The organism is Nocardia sp. NPDC058666, from assembly GCF_042714895.1.
Lineage (GTDB): Bacteria > Actinomycetota > Actinomycetes > Mycobacteriales > Mycobacteriaceae > Nocardia.
This window is the reverse complement of the sequence record NZ_JBHXRY010000002.1, coordinates 16,767-40,711: the sequence shown is the minus strand read 5'-3', so window position 1 is coordinate 40,711 and position 23,945 is coordinate 16,767. Positions and strand designations below refer to the sequence as shown.

The following is a 23,945-nucleotide window of genomic DNA, read 5'->3' as shown; positions in this document are numbered from 1 at the left end:
CACCACCGATGGGGGTCAACCGATGAGAGGTGGACTGAGCACGATGCTCGAGCCACAGGTTCCGGCGGTTCTTCGCGACCCGCTGTTGCGCGCCGATCTCGCCGCGCCGCCGCGCACCCTGGTCGACATTCTGACCAGCACCGCGCTGGCACACCCGGACGCACCGGCGATCGACGACGGCGCGGTCGTGCTCACGTACATGGAGCTGATCGCCACGATCGAGGCCCGCATGGCCGAGCTGACCGAGGCGGGCGTGCGACCGGGCGACCGGGTCGGCGTGCGGATGCCGTCGGGTAGCGCGGCGCTGTACGTGACGATTCTGGCGGTGCTCTACTGCGGCGCGGCCTACGTGCCCGTCGACGCCGACGACCCGGAGGAACGCGCCAAGCTGGTCTTCGGCGAGGCGAAGGTGAGCGCGATCGCGACCGCCGACGGCATCGAGTCACAGACCACGGCCATGGGCGACCACGACTGGAACACCCTGCCGTCCCCCGACGACGACGCGTGGATCATCTTCACCTCCGGCTCCACCGGAACCCCGAAAGGTGTTGCGGTAACCCATCGCAACGCCGCCGCCTTCGTCGATGCCGAGGCGCGCCTGTTCCTGCAGCAGGCCCCGATCGGCCCCGGCGACCGCGTACTGGCCGGACTGTCGGTGGCCTTCGACGCCTCCTGCGAGGAAATGTGGCTGGCCTGGCGCAACGGCGCCTGCCTGGTCCCCGCCCCGCGCGACCTGGTGCGCACCGGCGCCGATCTGGGCCCGTGGCTGATGCGCCGCGAGATCAGCATCGTGTCGACGGTGCCGACGCTGGCCGCGACCTGGCCCGCGCAAGCACTGGAATCGGTGCGGCTGTTGATCTTTGGTGGGGAAGCGGTGCCGCCCGAGCTGGCCGAGCGCCTGGCGGGCCCCGAGCGTGAAGTGTGGAATACCTACGGGCCGACCGAGGCAACCGTCGTCGCGTGCGCCGCGCTGCTCACCGGCGAGATGCCCGTGCGAATCGGCCTTCCCCTCGACGGCTGGGACCTGACTGTTGTTGACCCGCAAGGCAACCCGGTAGCCGAAGGCGAAACCGGCGAACTCGTGATCGGCGGCGTCGGCCTGGCCCGCTACCTCGACCCCGCCAAGGACGCCGAAAAGTACGCACCCCTGCCCTCGCTGGGTTGGGAACGCGCTTATCGCAGTGGCGATTTGGTGCGCAACGACCGCGACGGCCTGATCTTCCTCGGCCGCGCCGACGATCAGATCAAGATCGGCGGCCGCCGCATCGAACTCGGCGAACTCGACAACGCACTGCAGCACCTACCCGGTGTCAGCGGCGCGGCTGCCGCTATCCGAACCACCAAGGCGGGCAACAAGATCCTGATCGGCTACCTCACCGGCGCCGGACCCGATTTCGACGTGAAGAAGGCCAGAGAGATTCTGGCCGAACAACTTCCGGCCCCGCTGGTCCCCCGCCTGGCGATCGTCGCCGACCTGCCGACCCGCACCTCCGGCAAAGTCGACCGCGACGCCCTGCCGTGGCCACTGCCTTCGACCGACGAGCCCGAGACGGGCCTGTCCGGCACCGCGGCCTGGGTGGCGGGCCTGTGGGACGCGATCCTCGGCGCCCAACCCACCGACCTGGACGCGGAATTCTTCGATCTGGGCGGCGGCTCCCTGTCGGCAGCCCAGCTCGTCGGCGCGCTGCGGGAGAAGTACCCGCACGTCACCGTCGCCGATCTCTACGACCATCCGCGCCTGGGTTCGCTGGTCGAACTCCTCGACGGCAGCGCCCCAGTGGCCGCGGTCGACGTGCGCGTGGTGAAACCGACCCCGTTGCGGGCGCAGGTCACCCAGGTCCTTGCCACGATCCCGCTGACCACCCTCACCGGCCTGCAGTGGGTCACCTGGCTCACCATCGTGTCGGGCATCGCGGCCTGGTCGGGTTCGCTGCCGTGGCTGCCGCGCCTGTCGTGGTGGTGGATCGTGTTGGCGTTCGTGCTGTTCATCTCGCCGATCGGCCGGATGACGATCTGCGTGATCGGCGCCCGCATCCTGCTCGCCGGCCTTCGCCCCGGCTCCTACCCGCGCGGCTCCTCAGTGCACCTGAGGCTCTGGGCCGCCGTACGCCTCTCGGAAGCCAGTGGCGCCGAAAGTCTTTCTGGCGCACCGCTGATGGTCCCGTTCGCCCGGGCACTGGGCGCCAAGATCGGCAAGGGCGTCGACCTGCACAGCCTGCCCCCGGTCACCGGCATGCTCGAACTCGGCGACGGCGCCAGCGTCGAACCCGAAGTGGACCTGTCGGGCTACTGGGTCGACGGCGACATCGTGCACATCGGCGGCATCACCATCGGTGACGGTGCGGTGATCGGCGCCCGCTCGATCCTGTTGCCCGGCACCAAGATCGGCAAACGCGCCGAGATCGCGCCCGGCTCGGCGGTGTCGGGCAAGGTCAAGGGTGAACAGGAATGGGCGGGCTCGCCTGCCACCAAGACCGGTAAGGCGCCGCGCCGCTGGCCCGACCACACCCCCGAACGCGCCCGGCACTGGCTGCTCGTGTTCGGCCTGTCGTCGATGGTGTTGGGCGCGATGCCCGTGTTCGGTCTCGCCGTGGGCGGCACGTTCATCGCCTGGTGGGTCCGCAAGGAGACCACCATCGGCGCCGCCGCCCTGCGCGGTTTCGCCATCCTGCCGGTGGCCACCCTGCTCAGTCTCGCCGTGTACGCGGTGGCCACGGTGATCGCGGTACGCCTGCTCAGCATCGGTTTGCGCGAGGGCTATCACCCCGTGCGCAGCCGCACCGGCTGGCAGGTCTGGGCCACCGAACGCCTCCTGGATTCCGCGCGCACCTTCCTGTTCCCGCTGTACGCCAGCCTGCTCACCCCGGTCTGGCTGCGACTGCTGGGCGCGAAGATCGGCAAGAACGTCGAGGCGTCGACCGTACTGATGCTGCCCAAGTTCACCGTGATCTCCGACGGCGCGTTCCTGGCCGACGACACCATGATCGGCAGTTACGAACTCGGCGGCGGCTGGTTGCGCATCGGCGAATCGAAGGTCGGCAAACGCGCCTTCCTCGGCAACTCGGGCATGACCGCGCCGGGGCGTCGCGTGCCGAAAAACGGTCTGGTTGCGGTTCTTTCGGCTGCCCCGAACAAGGCCAAGGCGGGCTCGTCGTGGCTGGGCAGTCCGCCCGTGCGGTTGCGTCGCGCAGCCGAATCCAGCGACACCTCACGCACTTTCGACCCGCCACTGCGGTTGAAGCTGGCGCGGGCGTTCGTGGAGACCTGCCGGTTGATCCCCGTGATGGTGACGTTCGCCATCGGTCTCGGCGTGCTGCTGGTGCTCGCGCGGATCGCCCAGCACACCGATTACCTTGTCGCAGCACTGGTTTCCGGGCTGGTTCTGATGGCCGCGGGCGCACTCGCCGGAATCATCGCCGTGGCCGCGAAGTGGTTGATAGTCGGGCGAATTCGCGCCGTGGAGTACCCGCTGTGGAGCTCGTTCGTGTGGCGCAACGAGGTCTCCGACGCGTTCGTGGAAACCGTGGCCGCGCCGTGGTTCGCGCGGGCCGCCACGGGCACTCCTGTGATGAATTTGTGGCTGCGCGGACTCGGAGCCAAGATCGGTCGCGGGGTATGGTGCGAGTCCTATTGGCTACCGGAGGCGGACCTGGTGACACTCGGTGACGGCGCGACCGTGGAACGCGGCTGCGTGGTGCAAACGCACCTGTTCCACGACCGCATCATGTCCATGGACACCGTGACCCTGGAAGCCGGCGCCACCCTCGGCCCGCACTGCGTGGCCCTGCCCGCCGCCCATATCGGCGCGGGCGCCACCATCGGACCCGCGTCGCTGGTGATGCGCGGTGACGTCGTCCCCCCGTCGACGCGCTGGTGGGGCAACCCCATCTCGCACTGGACCGATCCCGCCGCGCCGCGGGAGTCGAGGCAGCGCGGAGCCGCCTGATGCGGAGCACTTTCTACAGCGAACCCATCGATGACTACTTGCCGCACAACGGCAATCGCGGATACCGCGTGTCCCGGTACGAATTGGAGCTGAGCTACAAACCTGCCAGCAACCGGCTGGCGGGGCGCGCGGTGATCATCGCGGTCACCACCACGGTGCAGCCGCGGTTCACCCTCGACATGTCGCAGGCCTTGGCGGTGTCGAAGGTCCTGGTCAACGGGTCCAAGGCCGCCAAGTTCACGCACCAACAGGGCAAGCTCGCGGTCACCCCGCAGCAGAAGATCCCCGCCGGTGGCGTTCTCGAGATCACCGTCCACTACGCGGGCACGCCGAAGCCGGTGCGCGGGCCGTGGGGCGAGGTCGGGTGGGAGGAGCTCACCGAGGGCGTGCTGGTGGCCAGTCAGCCCAACGGTGCGGCGTCGTGGTTCCCGTGTGACGATCACCCCAGTTCCAAAGCGTCGTACCGGATTTCGATCACCACCGACAGTCCGTTCTACGCCCTGGCCAACGGCGCGCTGGTCGGCAAGCAGGCCAAGGCCAGCCAGACCACCTGGGTGTACGAGATGGCCGAGCCGATGGCCAGTTACCTGGCCACGATCCAGATCGGCAACTACCGCAAGTTCCGGGTCGGCGCGGTGGGCGAACCGGTGCCCATGCACGCGGTCATCCCGCCGCGGCTTCGCACGAATTTCGACCATGATTTCGCCCGTCAGCCCGAGATGATGGCGCTGTTCACCGAGAAGTTCGGGCCGTATCCGTTCGACGATTACACCGTGGTCGTCACCGACGACGAGCTCGACATCCCGATCGAGGCGCAGGGCATTTCGATCTTCGGCGCCAACCACTGCGACGGCAAGCGCGGCTCGGAACGTCTTGTGGCACATGAACTCGCGCATCAGTGGTTCGGCAACAGTCTCACGCTGAAGCACTGGCGCGACATCTGGCTGCACGAGGGTTTCGCCTGTTACGCGGAGTGGATCTGGTCGGAGGCCTCGGGCGGGCCGACCGCGGACCAGCTGGCGCGGGCGGCGCGCACGAATCTGGCGCGTCAGCCGCAGGACATCATCATCGGCGATCCCGGCCCCAAGGACATGTTCGACGACCGCGTCTACAAGCGCGGTGCGCTGGCCCTGCACGCGCTGCGGCTGGAACTGCGCGACCACCTGTTCTTCGAACTGATCCGCGAATGGACCGCGCGGTACCGCCATTCCTCCATCACCACAGAGGAATTCGTCGACCTGGCCGGTCATTACAGCGTGGCGCCGTTGCGTGGACTGTTCGCGATCTGGCTGGGCACCAAGCCACTGCCGCAGTTGCCGCCGCTGGGCGGACAGGCCACTACACGGGGGTGAGCCAGGTGCCCCACGGCGTGTTGCGCAGGACCGTGTAAACCGCGAGCAGGCCGAAGAACGACCACACGACCACCGGACTCAGGCTGGGCAGGCGCCAGGTTTTTCCGCGGCGAGCCCGCACGATCCAGTCGATGACGAACACCGCGAACGCGATGGTCAGCGGCAGGGCGAGCACATTGCTGTGCAGCGAGTCCAGGAAACGGCCGTCGGTGAGGTTGTGCATCGCGCGCATACCGCCGCAGCCGGGGCAGTAGACGCCCAGCAGCGCGAACGACGGGCACAGGCCGTACGAACCCTCGACGTGCGGATCGCGGAAATGCAGCAGCGCCAGCGCGCCGATGCCAAGACCGGCGGCGACTACGGGCGCGGCCAGACGCCGCACAGCCGGACGATCCTCGACTCGCACGCTCTCCACCCCCTCACGGTAGCGGCGGCCGGTCACCACCGCCAGCACGCGACTCGCCCGGCGACATCGTTACCGGATGTGTGTAATTTTCCGCCGATATCGGGCGATTTCACAGTGACCGAACGCACACTGGCGCACTTCGCAACAAGTGGGACAACGTGACCCGCTAACACTAGCTAGCACCCGAGTTCGCACGGTACGGTGGCCTACGACACAAAGGAGTGCCGACATGCTTGCGAAGTCGATGATGACGCTCGCGGCAGCGCGATCCATGGTCTCCCACCTCGAGACCGGCGCCCTGACCGCACAGTTCCGTGCTGGACTGCGGACTCGTAGTTTCGCCACCGCGAAACTCAACGCCCCCACCACCCCACATCGGGTCGTTCCGGTGATCACCGAAGACGGCGCCCAGCTCCGGGTGCACGTCTACGGCCCCGAAACCGCCCCCACGCTGGTGCTCATCCACGGCTGGGCCTGCAGCATCGAGTACTGGAACGCGCAGATCAACGCCTTCGCCGGCGAGTACCGCGTGGTCGGTTACGACCAGCGCGGCCACGGCGAATCCACCCTCGGCACCGTCGCCCCCAGCGAACACACCCTGGCCGACGACCTGTCCGCCGTCCTGGACGCGACGCTGCGTCCGGGCGAGAAGGCCGTGCTCGCCGGGCACAGCATGGGCGGGCTCACCATCCAGGCCTGGGCCAAGCATCACCCCGAGCAGGTCACCGAACGCGCGTCCGCGGTACTGCTGGCCAACACCGCCAACGGCGGGATCCGCCACGAAACCGATCTGCTGCCGATGCTGAACAAGCAGCTCACCGTCGCCGAATACCCGATCACCGTGATGGGTTCGCCGGTGCGCGTCCCGCAGCCGGTCAGCGAGTCGCTGCTGTTCACGGCACTGCCGATCCCCGGTGGCTGGCTCACCGAGCAGGTGTTCCGGTACCGGATCCTGACGCCCGAAGCCACCGCCGACGAGGTCGACTTCGCGATCGGGATCATACGGTCCTGCCGTCCGGTCGCGCGTGGTCGACACGCCGCGGCGATGGCCGATATGGATCTGTCCGAAGGCACTGCGAACCTGACCGTGCCGACCACGGTGATCGCCAGCGCGGCGGATCGTCTGCTGCCGCAACGGATGTCGCGCCCGATCGTCGAAACCCTGCGTCGCACCGGTCATTTGGCCGAGTTCGTGGTGCTGCCGCACGGGCACCTCAGCAATGTCGAAGACACCGTCGCGTTCGATACGGTGCTGCACCAGATCATGCGCACCTCCCTGAACTCTCGGGCCACCCGCCGCAACGTCGCCGCACTCTGACCCGAGCCGGTTCTCCTGAGATCGATCAATGGCGATCGGCTCAGGAGTTGCCGCGAAAGAGACCCCCGACCAGATGGTTGGGGGTCTTTCTCGTCAGGGGAGCAGTAGTCCGAAGTAGAGGGCCCAGAGTACGAATCCTGTTCCTCCGCAGATCAATAGAGCCCATCGCAGGCGTGCGCCGGTGGTCGCCTCGGCAAGGGTGTGCCTGCTGCGGGCCACGACGAGCGCCAAGGCCACCACCGCGCAGACGGCGAGTACTTGCAGAGTCAGCCAGGGCAACGTGCGGCCGAAAATCAGTGGGCCGAACGATGTTCCGCGGCTGGAAGCGATGGACAGGATCTGTGCGATGGTGCCGACGACACCGATTACCCCTGTTACCACCAGGATTCGCGTGGGCCCGGGACTGGGCAGACGCCAGGATTTCACGAACCCGGTGAGGGTGAATCCGGCGAGGGCGAGCAGTGTTCCGACCAGGACGGTCAGGAACACGGCGGTGGATTCCCACCAGGCCAGTGGCTGCAGCGGTGTCACCGAGTGTTGTTGGACTGCTGGTTGATCCACCTGCCCGCTAGCCGAGCCGGGTAGGCCGTTCACCCAGTCACCCATGAGCTGGGTGTATTCGGGAGACAGGTGATCGCCCCTGTCGAATCCTGTTGTTGTGGTGAAGCCGCTGTGCTGAGTGTCTCGCACGGTTCGCAGGGTGTAGTTCGTCTTGCCCGCCTGGTCGAAGGCCGCTTGGAAGCCGCGCAGGCTGTCGCCGGGTGGGGTCAGGCGGTCCTTGTCGCCCCAGATTCCGAGTACCGGCTGTTGGATGCGTGCCAGCACCGACGGCTGGTCGTAGTCGGCTTCGGCGAACTGACCGGCTCCCACGACCTGTCGAATCCCGTTGGGCAACAACGTATCCACCATGGAGCCGCGGACACCGCCGACGCGGAGTTTGGTTTGGTCCGCCCAGGACTGTTGGGGAGCGGGGGCGCCGGAGTTGGCGCCGATGGTGATCAGGAAGGCGATGTCGGCGCTGCGTGATGCGGCGAGCGGGGCAACCCAGCCGCCTTCCGAAAGTCCCCAGATTCCCACGTTGTTCGGGTCGACCTCGGGCCGATTACGCAGTGCCGCAACGGCGGACAGCGCATCGTCGGCGAGAAGTGAGTAGTCGCGGTGGGCCGCGGTGTAGTGCTCGGTGCGTTTGTCGTAGCGCAGTGCGACGATGCCCGCGCGGGCGAAAGCTTCGGCCTGCTCGGCGTATTTGGTGCTGGGTGATGTGCCGGATCCGTAGACGAGTACGACGCCGGGACGTCCCGAGGCGCCTTCGGGGGCATGGATGGTGCCCGGGGTGGTCGTACCGTCGCCGCGGGTGATGGTGATGTCGGTGGTCGCGCTCGCGTGTGCTGTCGGTGCACCGACGACGACCGCAGCAATCAGGCTGAGGAACAACAGAATTCGATACAACATCGGTGGATCCCTATTCGCTGGTGGACATTCCGGGTGCCGGGAAGGCGATGAACCTGGTCAGCACCCGGCGGGTGCCCGGTCGACCCTCGGCATGGGTGGCTTGGAAGCGTTTGAGCAGGGCGAGGTAGTCCTCACAGAACTCTTCGAGCTCCTCGCGGGTGACGCAGATCGAGCCGCGCGAGAACGGCATCGCGTCGGCCCAATCACCCAGCTCGGCGCGTTCGGCGCGGAACCGCTGGAATGTCTCGACATCATCGGTGATGTGTTGGGCGACAAGCCTTTCCAGCAGCTCGCGCATTTCCGGCGATTGCTCTTTGTCCATGCGGTACCGCAGGTCCTTCGGCGGCGACCGCCACCATCGCTCCTTTCCGCTGGCCAGTTCCGGTGCTTCCTCGATGAATCCGTGCGCGGCGAGTTGGCGCAGGTGGTAGCTGGTCGCGCCGGTGTTCTCGGCCAGCTGTGCCGCCAGGGCCGTTGCGGTCGCGGGGCCCTTTTCGGCGAGTGCGCGCAGGATGCGCTGCCGGAGGGGGTGGGCCAGCGCGCGCAGGGCGGCGGGGTCGGTGATCTCCCTGGGTGGTACATCCATAGTTGCACAGTACTCTTTGCATAGATATCTGTGCACAGTTTTCTTTGCAACCCGACTCGCTGAGCGCCCACGGCATCGCCGACCCACCGCGAGGTGGCACTATCGAGAGCACGCTCGACTCATCCGGAGACGGAGGGCCCGTGTACGTCTACACCAATCTGTCCGCCGCACTGCGCGACAAGACCTCACCCCTGCGCAAATACCTGCACGAGCGGTACCCCAACACCAGGCCCGTCCAGGCCGAATACCGCCGCGAAGCGGGCCCCCTGCTCGTCGACACCGGCGGTGCCAACCCCGCCACCCTCGGCGCCGCCTTCGACTTCGCCGTCCGCTTCCTGCTGGTCCCCGACCACGCCCCCGTCCTGCCGCTACTCGGCTTCTTCGGCTACCCCGAGGAATCAGCGGTCATCGAATCGGTCATCGAAACCGCCCAGGCCGCCGTGGCCCCCACCGCCACCGACGTCGACACCCTCAGCCGAGCCTGCTGGGCCCTGGCCCTGTGCACCGACGTCTACCGCCGCGGCCTGCTGCGCGACTCCGCCCTGGACCACCTCCTCAGAACCGGCCGCTTCGCCCCCGACCCGCTGCTGTCCCTCACCCCACCCGACGCCATCCGCCAACTCTGGGAACTACGCGGCCTAGCCGACGACCACCTACTCCCCCACCTGAAACCCCCCACCTTCCCCGGCCCCACCTTCGACGCCTCGGTCCTGTGCAACGCCGACGCCGACATCATCAGCGCAGGCCTACTCCTAGACCTCAAAACCCACCTCGGCCCCAAAAACCCACGCACCGGCACCCGAGCCGACTCCCTCTCCGCCAACGACCTCTACCAGGTAATCGCCTACGCCCTCTTCGACCACACCAACACCTACGCCCTAACCCACGTAGGCATCTACTCAGCCCGCTACGCCCACCTATCCACCTGGCCCCTCCCCGACCTTCTCACCGCCCTCGCCGGAACCGACATCGACATCGCCGACGAACGCGAAACAGTCTGGAACCTGCTCGGCGGCAGATGAACACAGCAAAAGGCCCTCCCCGGAGAACCGGAAAGGGCCTTTGACCTGGAGCCGCCTGCGAGAATCGAACTCGCGACCTTTTCATTACAGTGAGCGCCCACTACCACAGGCAATGAAAACGCACGGCGGACGACCCAAAAGTGGGCTCGACCCGGTCTAACATTTATGCTTGACACCAGATGACAACGCAAGCGCACGTTGGGCAACGGCCTCCCACGCCCGAATTGGTTGGGTATTAGTCGGGAAGATTCTGACACCACATCGGCGTGTCTAAAGCAAACACGCCACAACTTCAGCGTGATAGCTACCGTCGCGCAATCAGACGGGTGGCAAGCCCCGCAGGGGTGCGGCAGCGAACCCAGCACTGATCCGTGGCGCCCGGCCCGGCCCCGGTATGCAGCCTCTGTCCACCGAATCGACCGACCAGTCCCTTATTCTCAGCTAGCCACACAAGTCCCGTACCGTGTGGGCGGTGTGCCCGGTCCCTGTCGACAGCACATGCATGCCATTGCACAAAATGTGGCAATCCGTCAAACCCTGCGCCATATTTCAACAACACTTCACCCAAGCAGAAGGCACGCACACCAAAGGGAAGTCATATGACTTATTCTGCACTTTTCTCGGATGCCCCCATCACAGACGAATCGAAAGACCGCCTCGGGCGGGACAAGTTTGCCGCTCATATAGCGGCGAGGATTTCGGAAGCTAACCTGACGTCCAGCACAGTATTCGGACTATCCGGCCCGTGGGGTGGTGGTAAAACTTCGCTTCTGCATCTTATTGAGAAGCACATACCGAGCGCATGGGAGATAGTTCATTTCACACCATGGGCAGCCGGCGACCCTACATCGGTAATCGCAGAATTTTATGCCGCCATTGCATCTGCCTTTACCCCACCACTTCGAAAGAAGGCAAAGGAACTGTTCTCGTCCGCCCTCGGCTACGGGGCGGACCTCGCCGCAGCTACTATACCTGTGGCAGGAGATTTGGCGTCTAATGCAATGAGGTCTGCCGGGGGAGCGCTTTCGGACAATGCCAAACCCTTTGATGAGCGATTCGGATATTTATCTGATCGCCTTCAAAAGGAGGAGCTCGTCATCCTAGTCATCGTTGACGACTTGGATCGTTTGCATGCCGACGAGTTGCTGACCGTACTTAAGGCCGTCAGACTCCTGGGCAATTTTCCCGGTATACACTATTTACTCTCTTATGATCAGCAGACGGTGTGCGACGTCCTCACTCGCACTCCACTTGCTTATAAGGACAACTCTCGCGCACTTCAGTATCTGGAGAAGATCGTCCAGTACCCATTCGAGGTACCACCGTTACAGGAATCGCACCGCGATCGAGAAATATACGACCTCATCGGCGCTATCGCTAGTAGACACGGAGTAGGTGCCGACCAAGAAGACCCCTCTACTCTCAGTCGTATCCGGACCTTCTTAGATTTAGTTCCCGACGGCGATCTTGCGACTTTGCGCGCCATCCACCGGCTTACAAATCAATTCGATGTTGTATTGACAACAATCGGGCCCGCAGAAGTGAATTTCGAAGACCTTCTTTACCTTACATATCTTAGAGTAACCTACCCCTCCTTGTATGCACAATTCCAGCGCTGGAAGCCAGACCTCACCCGCAAGGTAGTGAACACAGGTACATCCGGGCGTGATCCGATTGATTGGAAGATTCGAATCAAGGAACAGCTACCCGGAGCGCCTGACCATATCGTCACCTCCCTACATGGAATACTCCATTATGTATTTCCACATCTCGACGACACAACGCGAAGTCTCGTCGGAATTGGTCGTCAGAATCTCACCGACTATCGAATGGTCCGCGAACGAGATTACTTTGACCGCTATCTGTCATTCACGATACCGGACGATGACATTAGTGATTCGATCGTTGGAGCGGAGCTTGCAGGAGTCGCCCAAAGCGGCGCGCTCGCGGATGACAGTCCACTCACGCTAGCTTTACGCAATAATGCGCTCCGAAGAATTACCCTGAATAAATGTAGGAAAATTGCAACTACAGTCAACTTCTCAACCGAATCGGCAACCAGCGCGGCGATAAGATTTACACGACTACTCGACATTCCAATCGATGAGAATCCCGTCTATTCTCCAGCAACGTATTTCGTTGCACTTCTATTATCAGAAGCAATTCGCAGGGCGGATTCGAATATAGCCAAGCTGGGGGCAGTTGAAGATTATTGCACGAATTTCGATCTCCGCGTCGCTACGATGGTGATAACTTCAATGGAGGGTGCTCACTCGGGCGAGTTCGACGTAGCCCTGACTGAACACCGTAAGCGCCAAGTCGAGACTTGCATTGCCGACCTGGATTCGCAATCATCAGCATCAGAGCGAGAGCGTAGAATTCTGTTCCACTGGTCGATACTAGATGAGCCGTCCCGAGAACGAGTTAGGAATCATGTAGTCACAAAGTACGCATCCGAATGGGCTGGCGTCGTACACGTTGCATCCAAATTCTTCATCGTACAAAATCGACTGGACGGCCAATCGGTCGTCGCCGAGTTCTCATGGGGCGACTTCGAGAGCGTATTTCCACGAAACACTTGGCCACCATTTGTACCCCGCTCAGATGATCACCTGCCCCTGAATCAAACAGACTTGTCACAAGAGAACCTCAATAGGATGGCCCATCGTTACCTCGCGGAATCGGTGGCAGAATAGATCCGTTCTTGGCGGAAATAATAGATAGGCACACCGGAGCGCGACGCCCGGGTGCCCCGGAGCGCAGCGGAGGGGCGCTCCGGGTGGCGCTCGCGCTCTTGATGTTGTAGAGAGAAATTCGGCAAAGCTTCTCACCTAAAACTGAAACCTACTCAGCTGGGTTACCGGCCTCTCTTCTTTTTTTGTTCATCTCCGGGGGACCCAGCTTCATCTTTCCCGGACTTCTACTCCTCAACAACCCATCCCAAAGCTGCCCAAGAACCTGCCATCCAACCAAAGGACTGCACAAACCTGAGCTGAGCGACCGGGCAAACGGCACGCCGGCCGGATGCGCGCGCTTGATCCCGGTTGGTGCATGGAAGGCGAGTTAGGGGAGCACTGGATCTGCAAGTAGCACCACGCGGTCGGCTGCCGGGTCGAACCCGAGGAGTGGGTAACCGAATTGGCCCTCGGCGCCCATGAACACTGGTTTGCCCAGTCGACGGCCGAGCACGCACACGAAGTCGCACAGGATGTCCACTCCCGCCTGACCTTGCAGCTCGCGAAGGTCCGCGTCGAATACGATCTCCGTGGCGGACATCACACGGAAGATCATCAGCACACCTGGGACGGGCCGGACATACAGATGGACGCACTCCTCCGCATCTGCGGGGCGTGGCAGTACCTCCGTAGCAAGCGGTAGAGGTCGAATGGTGTCGTCTTCCCTGTAGTCCCATTGCCATCCTGTGGACTGGACTAGATCGAATACCGCCTGCCAGTCCTCGACTGAGGCGTCCGGCACCCACAGATCCGGCAGGGCACCCATCAAGTTGGGGTCGAAGAAGTTCTTGACGTCGTCCCACAGCAGATCTGGCATCCGGCCATGCTGCCAGGGAGCGCTATCGGACCGCACCCTGATTTCAGGGTTCCGCCAAGGAACATGTGCACACAGCTCGGCCCACGGAGTGCCATCAGATTCTCACGGCCGCGCCACTGTCTTTCGGTTTTGGTGCCACGGTGTCGCGCATCAGCACGGTAGGTCGTGCCGGATTCGGCTGCGGTTAACCACGCTTCGATCTGGCCGAACGTGCCACTGCACACCACACGAGAGGCGTTATCCAACTCCCACCCGTGCGACGCTTCGCTCGAACGAGCGTTCGCCGCCGAGGTGCCGACTCGCCCACGACCGGAGCGTGCGTAGGTAGCGATGGCACGTCGTACGCGCGGCGGTGGCGCGCACGCGCCGCAGCAGGCGCCTTGACTCCATATAGCGAAATCCAGCAACCACTCCCTCAAAGTCGCGGGCGCTCAACTACTCGGGACTATGTCCGACTGCGCCACTGCGTGAACGAAGTGGCGTTTGGCTGGGACTCGTCAGCTCACCCCTGATCGGGCTACGAGTCGATCGCGTGGGGACACCCGATCGCGTGCCTGGTCGCGGCAGCTCGAAGATTCGTCGAAGGCACTCCGGAGAGCCGTGACAAACTCGTCTGACACGGCGGCTCTGGAACTGCATGCCACAGGCCGTGACACCACCCGGCAGTCGGTTCGTGACAATGACCTTGGAGAGTAGATGACCGACTCGGAGGCATTCGAAGTGTTCCGTGCTCATGCGCGTCGGCCACCACTCCCCGCGACAGATCACGTACGCCTATTTCTCCTTTGTCACGTGGCAGACTCCGACGGATTGGATGAGGTACGGGCCGACCTGGCATGGAGAGTCGAGCTCAACCGGAACAGCGTCGAACTCGATGCGGAAGCGATCGAAGCGCTTCTCGCCAGCCAGCAGCCGGAGGGGACCCTCTCATGGATGGTGGCCTGTGACGGAAATTGGGTGCTGGACGACGCGGGCTCCGATGCGGCAGCAGCTGACTGGCTGCGTGAGATGGTCAACCTCATTCGCGGCGTCGTGGCTGAATTCGATGCACAGTAACCGCCGATCGCTCAGCGATCGGACCGATAGTTCCGGGCCCTCCCTCCACCTGCGAGTTGGCAAGCTGTTGGGACGCTGAAACGTCGAAGGCCCTCCCCGGAGAACCGGAAAGGGCCTTTGACCTGGAGCCGCCTGCGAGAATCGAACTCGCGACCTTTTCATTACGAGTGAAATGCTCTACCGACTGAGCTAAGGCGGCGTGCCGTTAGGCGACGCGAGTCTATCGCGAGAATGGTCGGAACGCGAAAACGGGTGGTCAGGTGGTGCGGGCGGTGATGAGGGTGGCGGTCATGGCGGCTACCGCGAAGCGGGGTTTGACGTTGGTGTCGAGGGCTTCGCGGCAGGCCAGGACGGCGTCGATGCTGCGGAGTAGGCCTTCGGGGCGCACGCTGGTGGCCAGGTCGGTGATTTCGGCGGTCATGTCGGGGTGAGTGAGGGTGATGGGGGTGCCTCGGCCTGCGAAGCGCATGGCAAGGGCGTCGCGGTACATGCCGGCGATGTCGATGAGGGCGCGGTCGAGGGCGTCTCGGCCGGTGCGGGTGGCTCGGGATTTCTGGCGTTTTTCGAGGTCTTTGAGCACGCCTGCCGAACCTCGGGTGGCCGATGCCGCGCCCTTGCCGGTGCCGCCTGCGCCGAGGGCGGTGGCCAGTTCGTCGCGTTCGCGGTCGTCGCGGTCGGCGCTCATGAGTTTGGCTTCGTCGTCGGCGGACTTCACCAGTTCGTCGGCGGCCAGGTAGGCGGCGCCGGGGCGCTCGGTGGCGGTGACCAGGGCCAGGGCGCGTTGGCGGCGTTGGCGGGCGTCTTCGTCGGTGGCCAGGCGGCGGGCCCGGCCGACGTGACCGCCGCTGATCGAGGCCGCCCAGTCGGCGGTTTTCGCGTCGAGCTGGTCGCGGTCGCGCAGGACCTGGGCGATGGCGGGCACGGTCGGGGTCACCAGGTGCACGTGCCTGCAGCGGGAGCGCAGGGTGACGGAGATGTCCTCGGGGTCGACGGTGGGTGCGCACAGCAGGAACACGGTGCGGTCCGGTGGTTCTTCGACGACTTTCAGCAGTGCGTTGGCCGCGCCCTCGGTGAGGCGGTCGGCGTCTTCGACGACCACGACCTGCCAACGTCCGGTGCTCGGGCGGCGCGCGGCGATCTGCACGATCGCGCGCATCTCCTTGGTGCTGATGCTCAGCCCCTCGGGGATGATGCGTCGCACATCACCGTGAGTACCGGCCATCGTGGTGGTGCAGGCGTGGCATTTTCCGCAGCCGACGATGTCGGGATCGGTGCACTGCAACGCTGCCGCGAAGCACAGCGCCGCCACCGAACGACCCGAACCCGGCGGCCCGGTGAACAACCACGAATGCGTCATCGCACCGGTGACCACCCCGGCTCGCGCCGCCGTCGCGGCAGCGGCCAGTTCGGTCTCGACCACGTCCTGGCCGACCAGTCGATCGAAGACACCTGCCACGAACTACACCTTAGCCGCGCGGTCCGACAGGTTTTCCGAACGACTGGTCCAGGCGATCAATCCTCTTCTGTCCCAGCGGCTTTCGCGGCAGCCTTCTTGGCCGGAGCCTTTTTGGCGGCCGTCTTCTTCGCCGTGGTCTTCTTGGCCGCGGTCTTGGTGGCCGTCTTGGTCGCGGTCGACTTGGCCGCGGTCTTCTTCGCCGGCGCCTTCTTGGCCGCCTTCTTCGCGGTCGTCTTCTTCGCCGCCTTCTTCACCGGACCACGCGCCCGACGATCGGCCAGCAGTTCCGACGCGCGCTCGTCGGTGATCGACTCGACCTCGTCGCCCTTGCGCAGGGACGCGTTGGTCTCACCGTCGGTGACATACGGACCGAAGCGACCGTCCTTGATCACCATCGGCTTGTCGGTGGCGGAGTCGTTGCCCAGCTCACGCAACGGCGCCGCGGCCGCCGCCTGCCGTCCGCGCCGCTTCGGCTCGGCGTAGAGCTTCAGCGCCTCGTCCAGCGTGACCGAGAACAGCTGCTCCTCGGTGGCCAACGAACGAGAGTCGGTGCCCTTCTTCAGGTATGGGCCGTAGCGACCGTTCTGCGCGGTGATCTCCTCGCCCGAGGTCGGGTCGTTGCCGACCACGCGGGGCAACGACAGCAGCATCAGCGCGTCGTCGAGGGTGATCTCGGCCAGGTCCATCGACTTGAACAGCGAACCCGTGCGCGGCTTGACCTCCGCGGCCTTCTTGGTCTTCTTCGCGGGCGGCGCGGCCGGGTCGGGAGCGGGCGGTTCGGGCAGCACCTCGGTGACGTACGGGCCGAAACGTCCGTCCTTGGCGACGATTTCGTTGCCGGACACCGGATCGATGCCCAGCGAGCGACCCTCCTGCGGGGTCGAGAACAGCTTCTCGGCGACCTCTTCGGTGAGCTCGTCGGGCGGCAGATCGTCGGGCAGGTTCGCCCGCTGCGAGATCCGATCCCCTTCCGGGTCATCGGGATTGACGATCATCCGCTCGAGATACGGACCGAACCGACCGACGCGAACCACGACATCGCGGCCCTCGTCGTCGACGAACATCTTGATCGAGTTCACTTCGCGCGCGTCGATGTCGTCGAGCTGCACGGAGACCATCTTCTTCAGGCCACCGGACCGCGCGACCGACCCCTCGGCGCCGTGATCGCCACCGAAGTAGAAGCTGGACAACCAGTTTCCGCGCTGCTCGCGCCCACCGGCGATCGCGTCGAGGTCGTCTTCCATCGCGGCGGTGAAGTCGAAGTCCACCAGTCGTCCGAAGTACGCCTCGAGCAGACCGACCACCGCGAACGCCACCCACGCCGGGGCCAGCGCGCTGCCGCGCTTGTAGACATACCCGCGATCGAGGATCGTTTTGATGATCGAGGAGTAGGTCGACGGACGGCCGATGCCGAGGTCTTCCAGCGTCTTGATCAGCGAGGCTTCGGTGTAGCGGGCGGGCGGGTTGGTGCTGTGGCCGTCGGGGTTCAGCTCGACGGCGGTGACGTTTTGGCCCTGTTCCAGTGCGGGCAAACGGGATTCGGCGTCGTCGGACTGGCCGCCCGCCTCCTCGTCGACACTTTCGACGTAGGCCTTGAGGAAGCCCGCGAAGGTCAGCGTGCGGCCCGAGGCCGAGAACACGCACTCCTCGCCGGTGCCCGCGGTGCCGGTGATGCGCAGGGTCAGCGTGGTGCCGCGCGCGTCGACCATCTGGGAGGCGACGGTGCGCTGCCAGATCATCTCGTAGAGCTTGAACTCGTCGTTGTCGATCTTGGACGCCAGCTGACCGGGCGTGGCGAACACGTCGCCCGAGGGACGGATCGCCTCGTGTGCCTCCTGCGCGTTCTTCACCTTGCGCGTGTACTGACGCGGCGTCGGCGAGACGTACTCCGCGCCGTAGAGCTGGGTCGCCTGCGAACGCGCGGCCGCGATCGCCGACTCCGACAGCGTCGTGGAGTCGGTACGCATGTAGGTGATGTGGCCGTTTTCGTACAGCTTCTGCGCCACCCGCATCGTGCGCTCGGAGGTGAACCGCAGCTTGCGGCCCGCTTCCTGCTGCAGCGTGGACGTCATGAACGGCGGGTACGGCTTGCGGGTGTACGGCTTGGCCTCGGCCGAGCTGACCTCCATCGCGGCACCCTGCAGCGACTCGGCCAGCCGACGGGCGTACGCCTCGTCGAGCACGACCACGCCGGTGGCCGACTTGAGCTGACCGTCGGACCCGAAGTCACGACCGGACGCGACGCGATCGCCTGCGACCTGCACCAGGCGCGCGCCGAACGTGCGCGGGTTGGTCGAATCGGACTTCTCGTCGGGACCGGCGTCGAGCTTGGCGGCGATGTCCCAGTACCCCGCGGAGCGGAACGCGATGCGCTCACGCTCGCGCTGCACGATCACGCGGGTGGCCACGGACTGCACGCGACCGGCGGACAGCCGCGGCATGACCTTCTTCCACAGCACCGGGGAGACCTCGTAGCCGTAGAGGCGGTCCAGGATGCGGCGGGTTTCCTGCGCGTCGACCAGATCGTTGTCGAGTTCGCGCGTGTCGGCGGCGGCGGCGAGGATGGCCGGCTCGGTGATCTCGTGGAAGACCATCCGGCGGACCGGGACCTTCGGCTTGAGCGTTTCGAGCAGGTGCCAGGCGATCGCCTCGCCCTCGCGGTCGGGGTCGGTGGCGAGGTAGAGCTCGTCGGCGTCGGCCAGCAAGCTCTTGAGCTCGGCGACCTTGGCCTTCTTATCCGGGTTCACCACGTAGATCGGCTCGAAGTCGTGATCGACGTCGACACCGAGGCGCGCCCACGGCTGACCCTTGTACTTGGCGGGCACGTCGGCGGCACCGCGCGGCAAGTCGCGGATGTGGCCTACCGAGGCCTCGACGGTGTAGTTCTTACCCAGATAGGGCGCAATCTTGCGGGCCTTGGTCGGTGACTCGACGATCACGAGACGACGCAGGGGTCGGCCCTGGTCGGCTGAACTGCGGTCTCGTGTTGCCACCGGCGAACACCTTCCTTCTTGATCCGCGCGTCGGGAGGTCCGCTCGGTGCGCGGCTGGGGCTGATGGTGACGTTCGGACATCACCATCAGTGACGTTTATACCCTGCGCACTTGGGGTAGAGCTGCACACGCGCCAACGCCAACCTGGGCGATGCTACCCGGGAAATGGCTCGTCCCCCACCTCCGCATGCGGGGGTGGGGGACGAGACGTTGTTGTGTTTCGCAGCTCAGGAGAGCGCGCGAACGCCGGTGGCCTGGGGGCCCTTGGTGCCCTGGCCGACCTCGAACTCGACCTTCTGGTTTTCCTCGAGGGTACGGAAGCCCGTGCCCTGGATCTCCGAGTAGTGGACGAAGACGTCAGCTGAGCCGTCCTCAGGCGCGATGAAGCCGAACCCCTTCTCCGCGTTGAACCACTTCACAGTTCCCTGTGCCATTCTGTTTCCTTCTCTTTCTCCGGAATCGGCGGACAACTGGGTTCGTCCGCCGGGCCCGTTCCGACCGCTGTACTGTTGGTCCCCCTGCAAGGAAATCCTGAGCACGGCGTTCGCAACAACGATCCTGCTGATGGTTTGGACCTTGGATCCGTCCCTCGAACACAGAAGCTTGCGACCGAGACCCAGTGAACCATGTCTCCGAGCAATTCAACAGTCGAGTTACCGACTATTTGCAAAATTCATGATCTTGCGAATGTGCAGGTAAGGGAGAGATTAGGTGTTTCCGTACTTTCGGTCTGTTTGCTTCTTGATAACCGAGTGAGCTTCCAGCAAACATGCTGTGACCCAGATCGCCACTGGGTTACGAAATCCCAGGTAGTGGTTGGCGCACACACACGTTTCACACTTCTCGTGTCGCGTGAGAGGAGGACCGGATGAATCCGGCAGACCGGACGGAGGTCCGAGCGCGCGATACGAGCGAAAGCTACGGTCGATCGTTGCTGAATCGTGTCCTGACCGACGCGGCCGCGGGCGGCGACCCGCTGACCCATGTCGCCGAGCTGCCCGCCCAGCGCGCGCGGACCACCGACTGGCCGAAATGGGCGGCATCGTCGCTGGTCACAGCCCTGGACGCGCAGGGGATAGCGCTGCCATGGGAACACCAGACCCGGACGGCCGACCTCGCGTGGGCCGGCGACGACGTCGTCGTGAGCACCGGGACCGCGTCCGGGAAGTCGCTGGGCTACCAATTGCCGGTACTCACCGCGCTGCACGACGACCCGCGCGCGACCGCGATCTACCTGTCCCCCACCAAGGCGCTGGGCGCCGACCAGTTGCGGGCGGTCGGCAGTCTGATTCACGACAATCCCCTGCGTGAGGCCCATCCGGCCAGCTACGACGGCGATACTCCCGCCGAGGTCAGGCAGTGGGTGCGGGCCAACGCGCGGTGGATCTTCACCAATCCCGACATGTTGCACGTGGGGATTCTGCGGTCGCACCAGCGGTGGGCGCGGGTGCTGCGGAACCTGCGGTATGTGGTGGTCGACGAATGCCACGCATATAGAGGAGTGTTCGGTTCGCACGTCGCGCTGGTGCTGCGACGGTTGCGACGGCTGGCCCGGTTCTACGGTGCCGATCCGGTTTTCATCCTGTGCTCGGCCACCAGTGCCGATCCGGCGGCCTCGGCGAGCAGGTTGGTCGGGTCGCCGGTTGTCGCGGTCACCGAGGACGGGTCGCCGCGCGGGGCCAGGACGATCGCGCTGTGGGAACCGCCGCTGAGCGCGTCGTTGACCGGGGAGAACGGGGCGCCGGTGCGGCGGACCGCGACCAGCGAGGCGGCCAAGATCATGGCGGCGCTGGTGACCGAGGGTGCCCGGACGCTGACCTTTGTTCGCTCGCGGCGCGGTGCCGAACTGATCGCGCTCGATACTCGTCGCGTGCTCGCGGAAACTGCGCCTGAGCTGCAGGAGCGGGTCGCGGCGTATCGGGCGGGCTATCTGGCCGAGGACCGACGGGAGCTGGAGCAGTCGCTGTCGGAGGGGACTCTGCTCGGTGCCGCCAGTACCAATGCGCTCGAGCTCGGAGTCGATATCGCGGGGTTGGATGCCGTGGTCATCGCGGGTTTTCCGGGGACCGTGGCCTCGTTCTGGCAGCAGGCGGGACGGGCGGGGCGGCGATCACAGGGGTCACTGGTGGTGCTCGTGGCCACCGACGACCCGCTCGACACGTACCTGGTGCATCACCCGGAAGCGCTGCTCGACCGGCCGATCGAGGCCACCATCACCGACCCCTACAACCCTTATATCCTCGGGCCGCAGCTGCTGTGCGCGGCGATGGAACTGCCGCTCACCGACATGGAAGTGAGCGAACTCCGGGCCGATGAAGTGCTCGCTGACCTGGCCGAACAGGGTTTGATCCGGCGTCGGCCCAGCGTTCGCGGGGCGGGGGCGCGCTGGCATGTCACCGCGCACACCCACCCGCACGACGACGTCGACGTGCGCGGTGGGCTCGGGTCGCCGATCGCGATCGTCGATGCCGAAACCGGGCGGCTGCTCGGCACCGCCGACGCGGGACGGGCGCCCGCGACGCTGCACTCCGGGGCGGTGCACCTGCATCAGGGTGAGACCTATCTGGTCGACGAGCTCGACCTCGAAGGTGGGGTCGCGTTCGTCAACGAGGTGGATCCCGGCTTCACTACCAGCTCTCGTCAGGTCACCTCGATCACCGTCGAAGGGGTGATCGAGGAGCGGGTGTTCGGTGAGGTATTTACCGCATCCGTGCAGGTCGCGGTCACCAATCAGGTCGTTGGCTACCTGCGCACGCTGGTCACCGGGGAGGTGCTCGACCAGGTGGAACTCGACCTGCCCGCGCACACCCTGCACACCAAAGCCGTCCTCTATACCGTCACGCCCCGACTGCTGGCCGCCGCGGACATCACCGACGAACAGCTGCCCGGCGCCTTGCACGCGGCCGAGCACGCCGCCATCGGGATGTTGCCGCTGGTCGCGGGCTGCGACCGGTGGGATATCGGCGGTGTCTCCATCGCCGAGCATCCCGATACGGGGGCGCCGACGGTGTTCGTCTACGACGGGCAGCCCGGTGGGGCCGGGTTCGCCGAGCGCGGGTTCGCCCAGCTCAGCGACTGGTTGGCCGCCACGCTGAGCGTGATCCGCAGCTGTGCGTGCCAGGACGGGTGCCCCTCGTGCGTGCAGTCGCCCAAGTGCGGCAACGGCAACAATCCCCTGGACAAGGACGCTGCCGCACGCCTGCTCGCGGCCGTGCTGAGCGAGCTGCGGGTCCATGCCGAACCCGGTAGCTGATCCGTGATGCTCGCGCGTTCCGGGTGTGACCGGGGCTATACCTCGCTCGAAGAATGCTGGTCACCTGTCCGAATTAGTGTTGACCAGCGCAGACATGCTCATGGACACCTCGCTTCCGATTAAAGAGGACCACTTTTCGATTAACTGACTCATTGCCAATGGGCGCGGGTGGGCAATCGCGCTATTGCTTTCATTTTTTTCCCGATCAGATCAAAGAATGCGCATGAAATAGTGCAAACGTGGTTCCTTTAAATTCCGGAATGGTTCGGTACGGAACTACCACCGACCAGTGATAACACTTGCGCGTCACCCATTCTCTTCGACCGGTCCCGCCCGCGCCGATGCCCGCACAGTGCGCACGCCGAATACCCCCGCGGGCACATTCGCCTCGACCTCGACCACCACATCCCACTGCGCGACCGCACACCGTCGCACCCGCGCACCCATCCGCGCGGCGATCTCCCCGGCCTCCCCACACCCCGCCTCGGCACCCTCGACCAACACCACCGCCGCGCCCAACGCCGCCAGATCAGCGGCCCCCTGCGCGCGATGCCGCGCCACCACCACCGCACCCACCTGCGCGACCACCAACGTCATACCGATCAACCCCGCCAACACCACACACACGAACACCGAGGCAGCACCCGCATCCCCCGCGAGCCCGCGCCACGCGAGCCCGCGCCACGCGAGCCAGCGCCCAACCGATCCGAATGGCCGTGCGGGGGCAGACCCCGACGGCTTCAGTGACGGAGCCGTCTTCCCCGCCTGCCCCATGCCCCGCTCCGGCGCACCTGCGAACGTCGGCGGCGCTGGCGCCGGGATGCGCCAGTACCAATGCGCTCGCTCCCACGGAGCCAGCGCCGCGCGCTGGCGGGTCGGCGCCCCGCACTCGGCCTGCCGGCGGATCGGCGCCCCGCACTCGTGCTGGCGGATCGGTGCCTCGCGCTCGTGCAGGCGGATCGGTGCCTCGCGCTCGTGCAGGCGGATCGGTGCCTCGCGCTCGGTGTGCGGCGCGGCCCGGCGCTCGGCGTGCAGCGCGGCCCGGCGCTCGGCGTGCAGCGCGGCCTGGCGCTCGGTGTGCGGCGCGGCCGGGCGCTCGGTCGGGTAGCCGGGGTTGAGCGCGATCGTCAGCGGCGGGTCCGGCCTCTCGGCAGGTGGTGGGCGATCGGGCCGACGCAAGGTTGCTGCGAGCCTTGTGATCACCGGCCGACTCCTGGTTCGGTGGCGGCTACCGCTTCGGCGTGTAAGCGGAGGCCGGGTAGGAGTGGCGTGTCGGCGGTGACGGTGGCTACTACGCGGTCTCCTTCGGTGCGCAGGTCGATGGTTGCGCCTGGCGGGGCGACTGTTCTGCCTGCGGCGAGGGCGTGGGTGGTGTCGCCGCGGGCGGCGAGGCGGGCGGTTTCGCGGGCGGCGTCGACGCAGCGGACCTGGGTGGATGCGGCGAGTAGAGCACCGATACAGAGGGCCACCGCGCACACCAGGGCGGCGAGGGCGATGGCGGCCTCGACCGTCACCGCACCCGCGTCGTCGCCGAGAGTTGTTGTGGTGCGGCT

The 23,945-nt window shown here is 65.5% G+C and carries 16 protein-coding genes and 1 tRNA gene; 7 read left to right on the top strand and 10 right to left on the bottom strand.

What is annotated here, in order from left to right:
* Positions 1 to 43: 43 nt before the first annotated feature.
* Positions 44 to 3,946 (top strand): Pls/PosA family non-ribosomal peptide synthetase, encoded by a 3,903-nt coding sequence (locus tag ACFWVD_RS06705; protein WP_379241030.1) that lies wholly within the window; start codon positions 44 to 46, stop codon positions 3,944 to 3,946.
* Positions 3,946 to 5,298: a M1 family metallopeptidase gene (locus ACFWVD_RS06700; RefSeq protein ID WP_379241029.1), complete on the top strand. Its 1,353-nt coding sequence runs from the start codon at positions 3,946 to 3,948 to the stop codon at positions 5,296 to 5,298. The genes ACFWVD_RS06705 and ACFWVD_RS06700 overlap by 1 nt, the downstream gene beginning before the upstream one ends.
* Here the strand turns inward: ACFWVD_RS06700 and ACFWVD_RS06695 are convergent.
* On the bottom strand, positions 5,285 to 5,713 hold the full coding sequence (locus tag ACFWVD_RS06695) for a DUF2752 domain-containing protein (protein ID WP_379241028.1): 429 nt from the start codon (positions 5,711 to 5,713) through the stop codon (positions 5,285 to 5,287). The genes ACFWVD_RS06700 and ACFWVD_RS06695 overlap by 14 nt on opposite strands.
* Before the next feature lie 220 nt (positions 5,714 to 5,933).
* Between ACFWVD_RS06695 and ACFWVD_RS06690 the strand changes: the two genes are divergently transcribed.
* Positions 5,934 to 7,022, top strand: coding sequence for an alpha/beta fold hydrolase (locus ACFWVD_RS06690; RefSeq protein WP_379241027.1), 1,089 nt, complete (start codon positions 5,934 to 5,936; stop codon positions 7,020 to 7,022).
* A gap of 93 nt (positions 7,023 to 7,115) precedes the next feature.
* Here the strand turns inward: ACFWVD_RS06690 and ACFWVD_RS06685 are convergent, their stop codons facing one another.
* Both ACFWVD_RS06685 and ACFWVD_RS06680 read right to left on the bottom strand, forming a co-directional pair.
* Entirely contained in the window at positions 7,116 to 8,474 is a 1,359-nt protein-coding gene (locus ACFWVD_RS06685) for an alpha/beta hydrolase family protein (RefSeq protein WP_379241026.1), read from the bottom strand.
* 10 nt (positions 8,475 to 8,484) lie between these two features.
* Positions 8,485 to 9,060 carry an ArsR/SmtB family transcription factor gene (locus ACFWVD_RS06680; RefSeq protein WP_379241025.1) on the bottom strand — a complete coding sequence of 192 codons (576 nt, stop codon included), beginning with the start codon at positions 9,058 to 9,060 and terminating at the stop codon, positions 8,485 to 8,487.
* Between the two features lie 140 nt (positions 9,061 to 9,200).
* On the opposite strand from ACFWVD_RS06680, the gene ACFWVD_RS06675 reads away from it, so the two are divergent.
* Together ACFWVD_RS06675 and ACFWVD_RS06670 are read left to right on the top strand one after the other, a co-directional pair.
* On the top strand, positions 9,201 to 10,082 hold the full coding sequence (locus tag ACFWVD_RS06675; RefSeq protein ID WP_379241024.1) for a hypothetical protein: 882 nt from the start codon (positions 9,201 to 9,203) through the stop codon (positions 10,080 to 10,082).
* A gap of 599 nt (positions 10,083 to 10,681) precedes the next feature.
* A complete protein-coding gene (locus ACFWVD_RS06670) occupies positions 10,682 to 12,778 on the top strand; it encodes a P-loop NTPase fold protein (protein ID WP_379241023.1) in 2,097 nt (698 codons plus the stop codon).
* Positions 12,779 to 13,145: 367 nt separating this feature from the next.
* Here ACFWVD_RS06670 and ACFWVD_RS06665 read toward each other — a convergent pair whose 3' ends face one another.
* The gene (locus tag ACFWVD_RS06665) at positions 13,146 to 13,634 is read right to left on the bottom strand and encodes a hypothetical protein (protein ID WP_379241022.1); all 489 of its coding nucleotides are present in this window, start codon (positions 13,632 to 13,634) and stop codon (positions 13,146 to 13,148) included.
* Positions 13,635 to 14,426: 792 nt separating this feature from the next.
* On the opposite strand from ACFWVD_RS06665, the gene ACFWVD_RS06660 reads away from it, so the two are divergent.
* Positions 14,427 to 14,690: a hypothetical protein gene (locus ACFWVD_RS06660; protein ID WP_379241021.1), complete on the top strand. Its 264-nt coding sequence runs from the start codon at positions 14,427 to 14,429 to the stop codon at positions 14,688 to 14,690.
* 123 nt (positions 14,691 to 14,813) lie between these two features.
* Here the strand turns inward: ACFWVD_RS06660 and ACFWVD_RS06655 are convergent.
* From ACFWVD_RS06655 to ACFWVD_RS06640, 4 genes are all read right to left on the bottom strand, one after another.
* A tRNA-Thr gene (locus ACFWVD_RS06655) sits at positions 14,814 to 14,889 on the bottom strand.
* 57 nt (positions 14,890 to 14,946) lie between these two features.
* Positions 14,947 to 16,146 carry a DNA polymerase III subunit delta' gene (locus ACFWVD_RS06650; RefSeq protein WP_379241020.1) on the bottom strand — a complete coding sequence of 400 codons (1,200 nt, stop codon included), beginning with the start codon at positions 16,144 to 16,146 and terminating at the stop codon, positions 14,947 to 14,949.
* 56 nt (positions 16,147 to 16,202) lie between these two features.
* Positions 16,203 to 19,085, bottom strand: coding sequence for a type I DNA topoisomerase (gene topA, locus ACFWVD_RS06645; protein WP_379241538.1), 2,883 nt, complete (start codon positions 19,083 to 19,085; stop codon positions 16,203 to 16,205).
* A gap of 281 nt (positions 19,086 to 19,366) precedes the next feature.
* Positions 19,367 to 19,573 (bottom strand): cold-shock protein, encoded by a 207-nt coding sequence (locus ACFWVD_RS06640; RefSeq protein WP_019044597.1) that lies wholly within the window; start codon positions 19,571 to 19,573, stop codon positions 19,367 to 19,369.
* 434 nt (positions 19,574 to 20,007) lie between these two features.
* Between ACFWVD_RS06640 and ACFWVD_RS06635 the strand changes: the two genes are divergently transcribed.
* The gene (locus ACFWVD_RS06635) at positions 20,008 to 22,392 is read left to right on the top strand and encodes a DEAD/DEAH box helicase (RefSeq protein WP_379241019.1); all 2,385 of its coding nucleotides are present in this window, start codon (positions 20,008 to 20,010) and stop codon (positions 22,390 to 22,392) included.
* Positions 22,393 to 22,698: 306 nt separating this feature from the next.
* Here ACFWVD_RS06635 and ACFWVD_RS06630 read toward each other — a convergent pair whose 3' ends face one another.
* Positions 22,699 to 23,595 carry an Rv3654c family TadE-like protein gene (locus ACFWVD_RS06630; RefSeq protein ID WP_379241018.1) on the bottom strand — a complete coding sequence of 299 codons (897 nt, stop codon included), beginning with the start codon at positions 23,593 to 23,595 and terminating at the stop codon, positions 22,699 to 22,701.
* Complete coding sequence (locus ACFWVD_RS06625; protein ID WP_379241017.1) at positions 23,592 to 23,906, bottom strand: TadE family type IV pilus minor pilin; 315 nt, start codon at positions 23,904 to 23,906, stop codon at positions 23,592 to 23,594. Before ACFWVD_RS06625 ends, ACFWVD_RS06630 begins: the two co-directional genes overlap by 4 nt.
* Between the last annotated feature and the right edge of the window lie 39 nt (positions 23,907 to 23,945).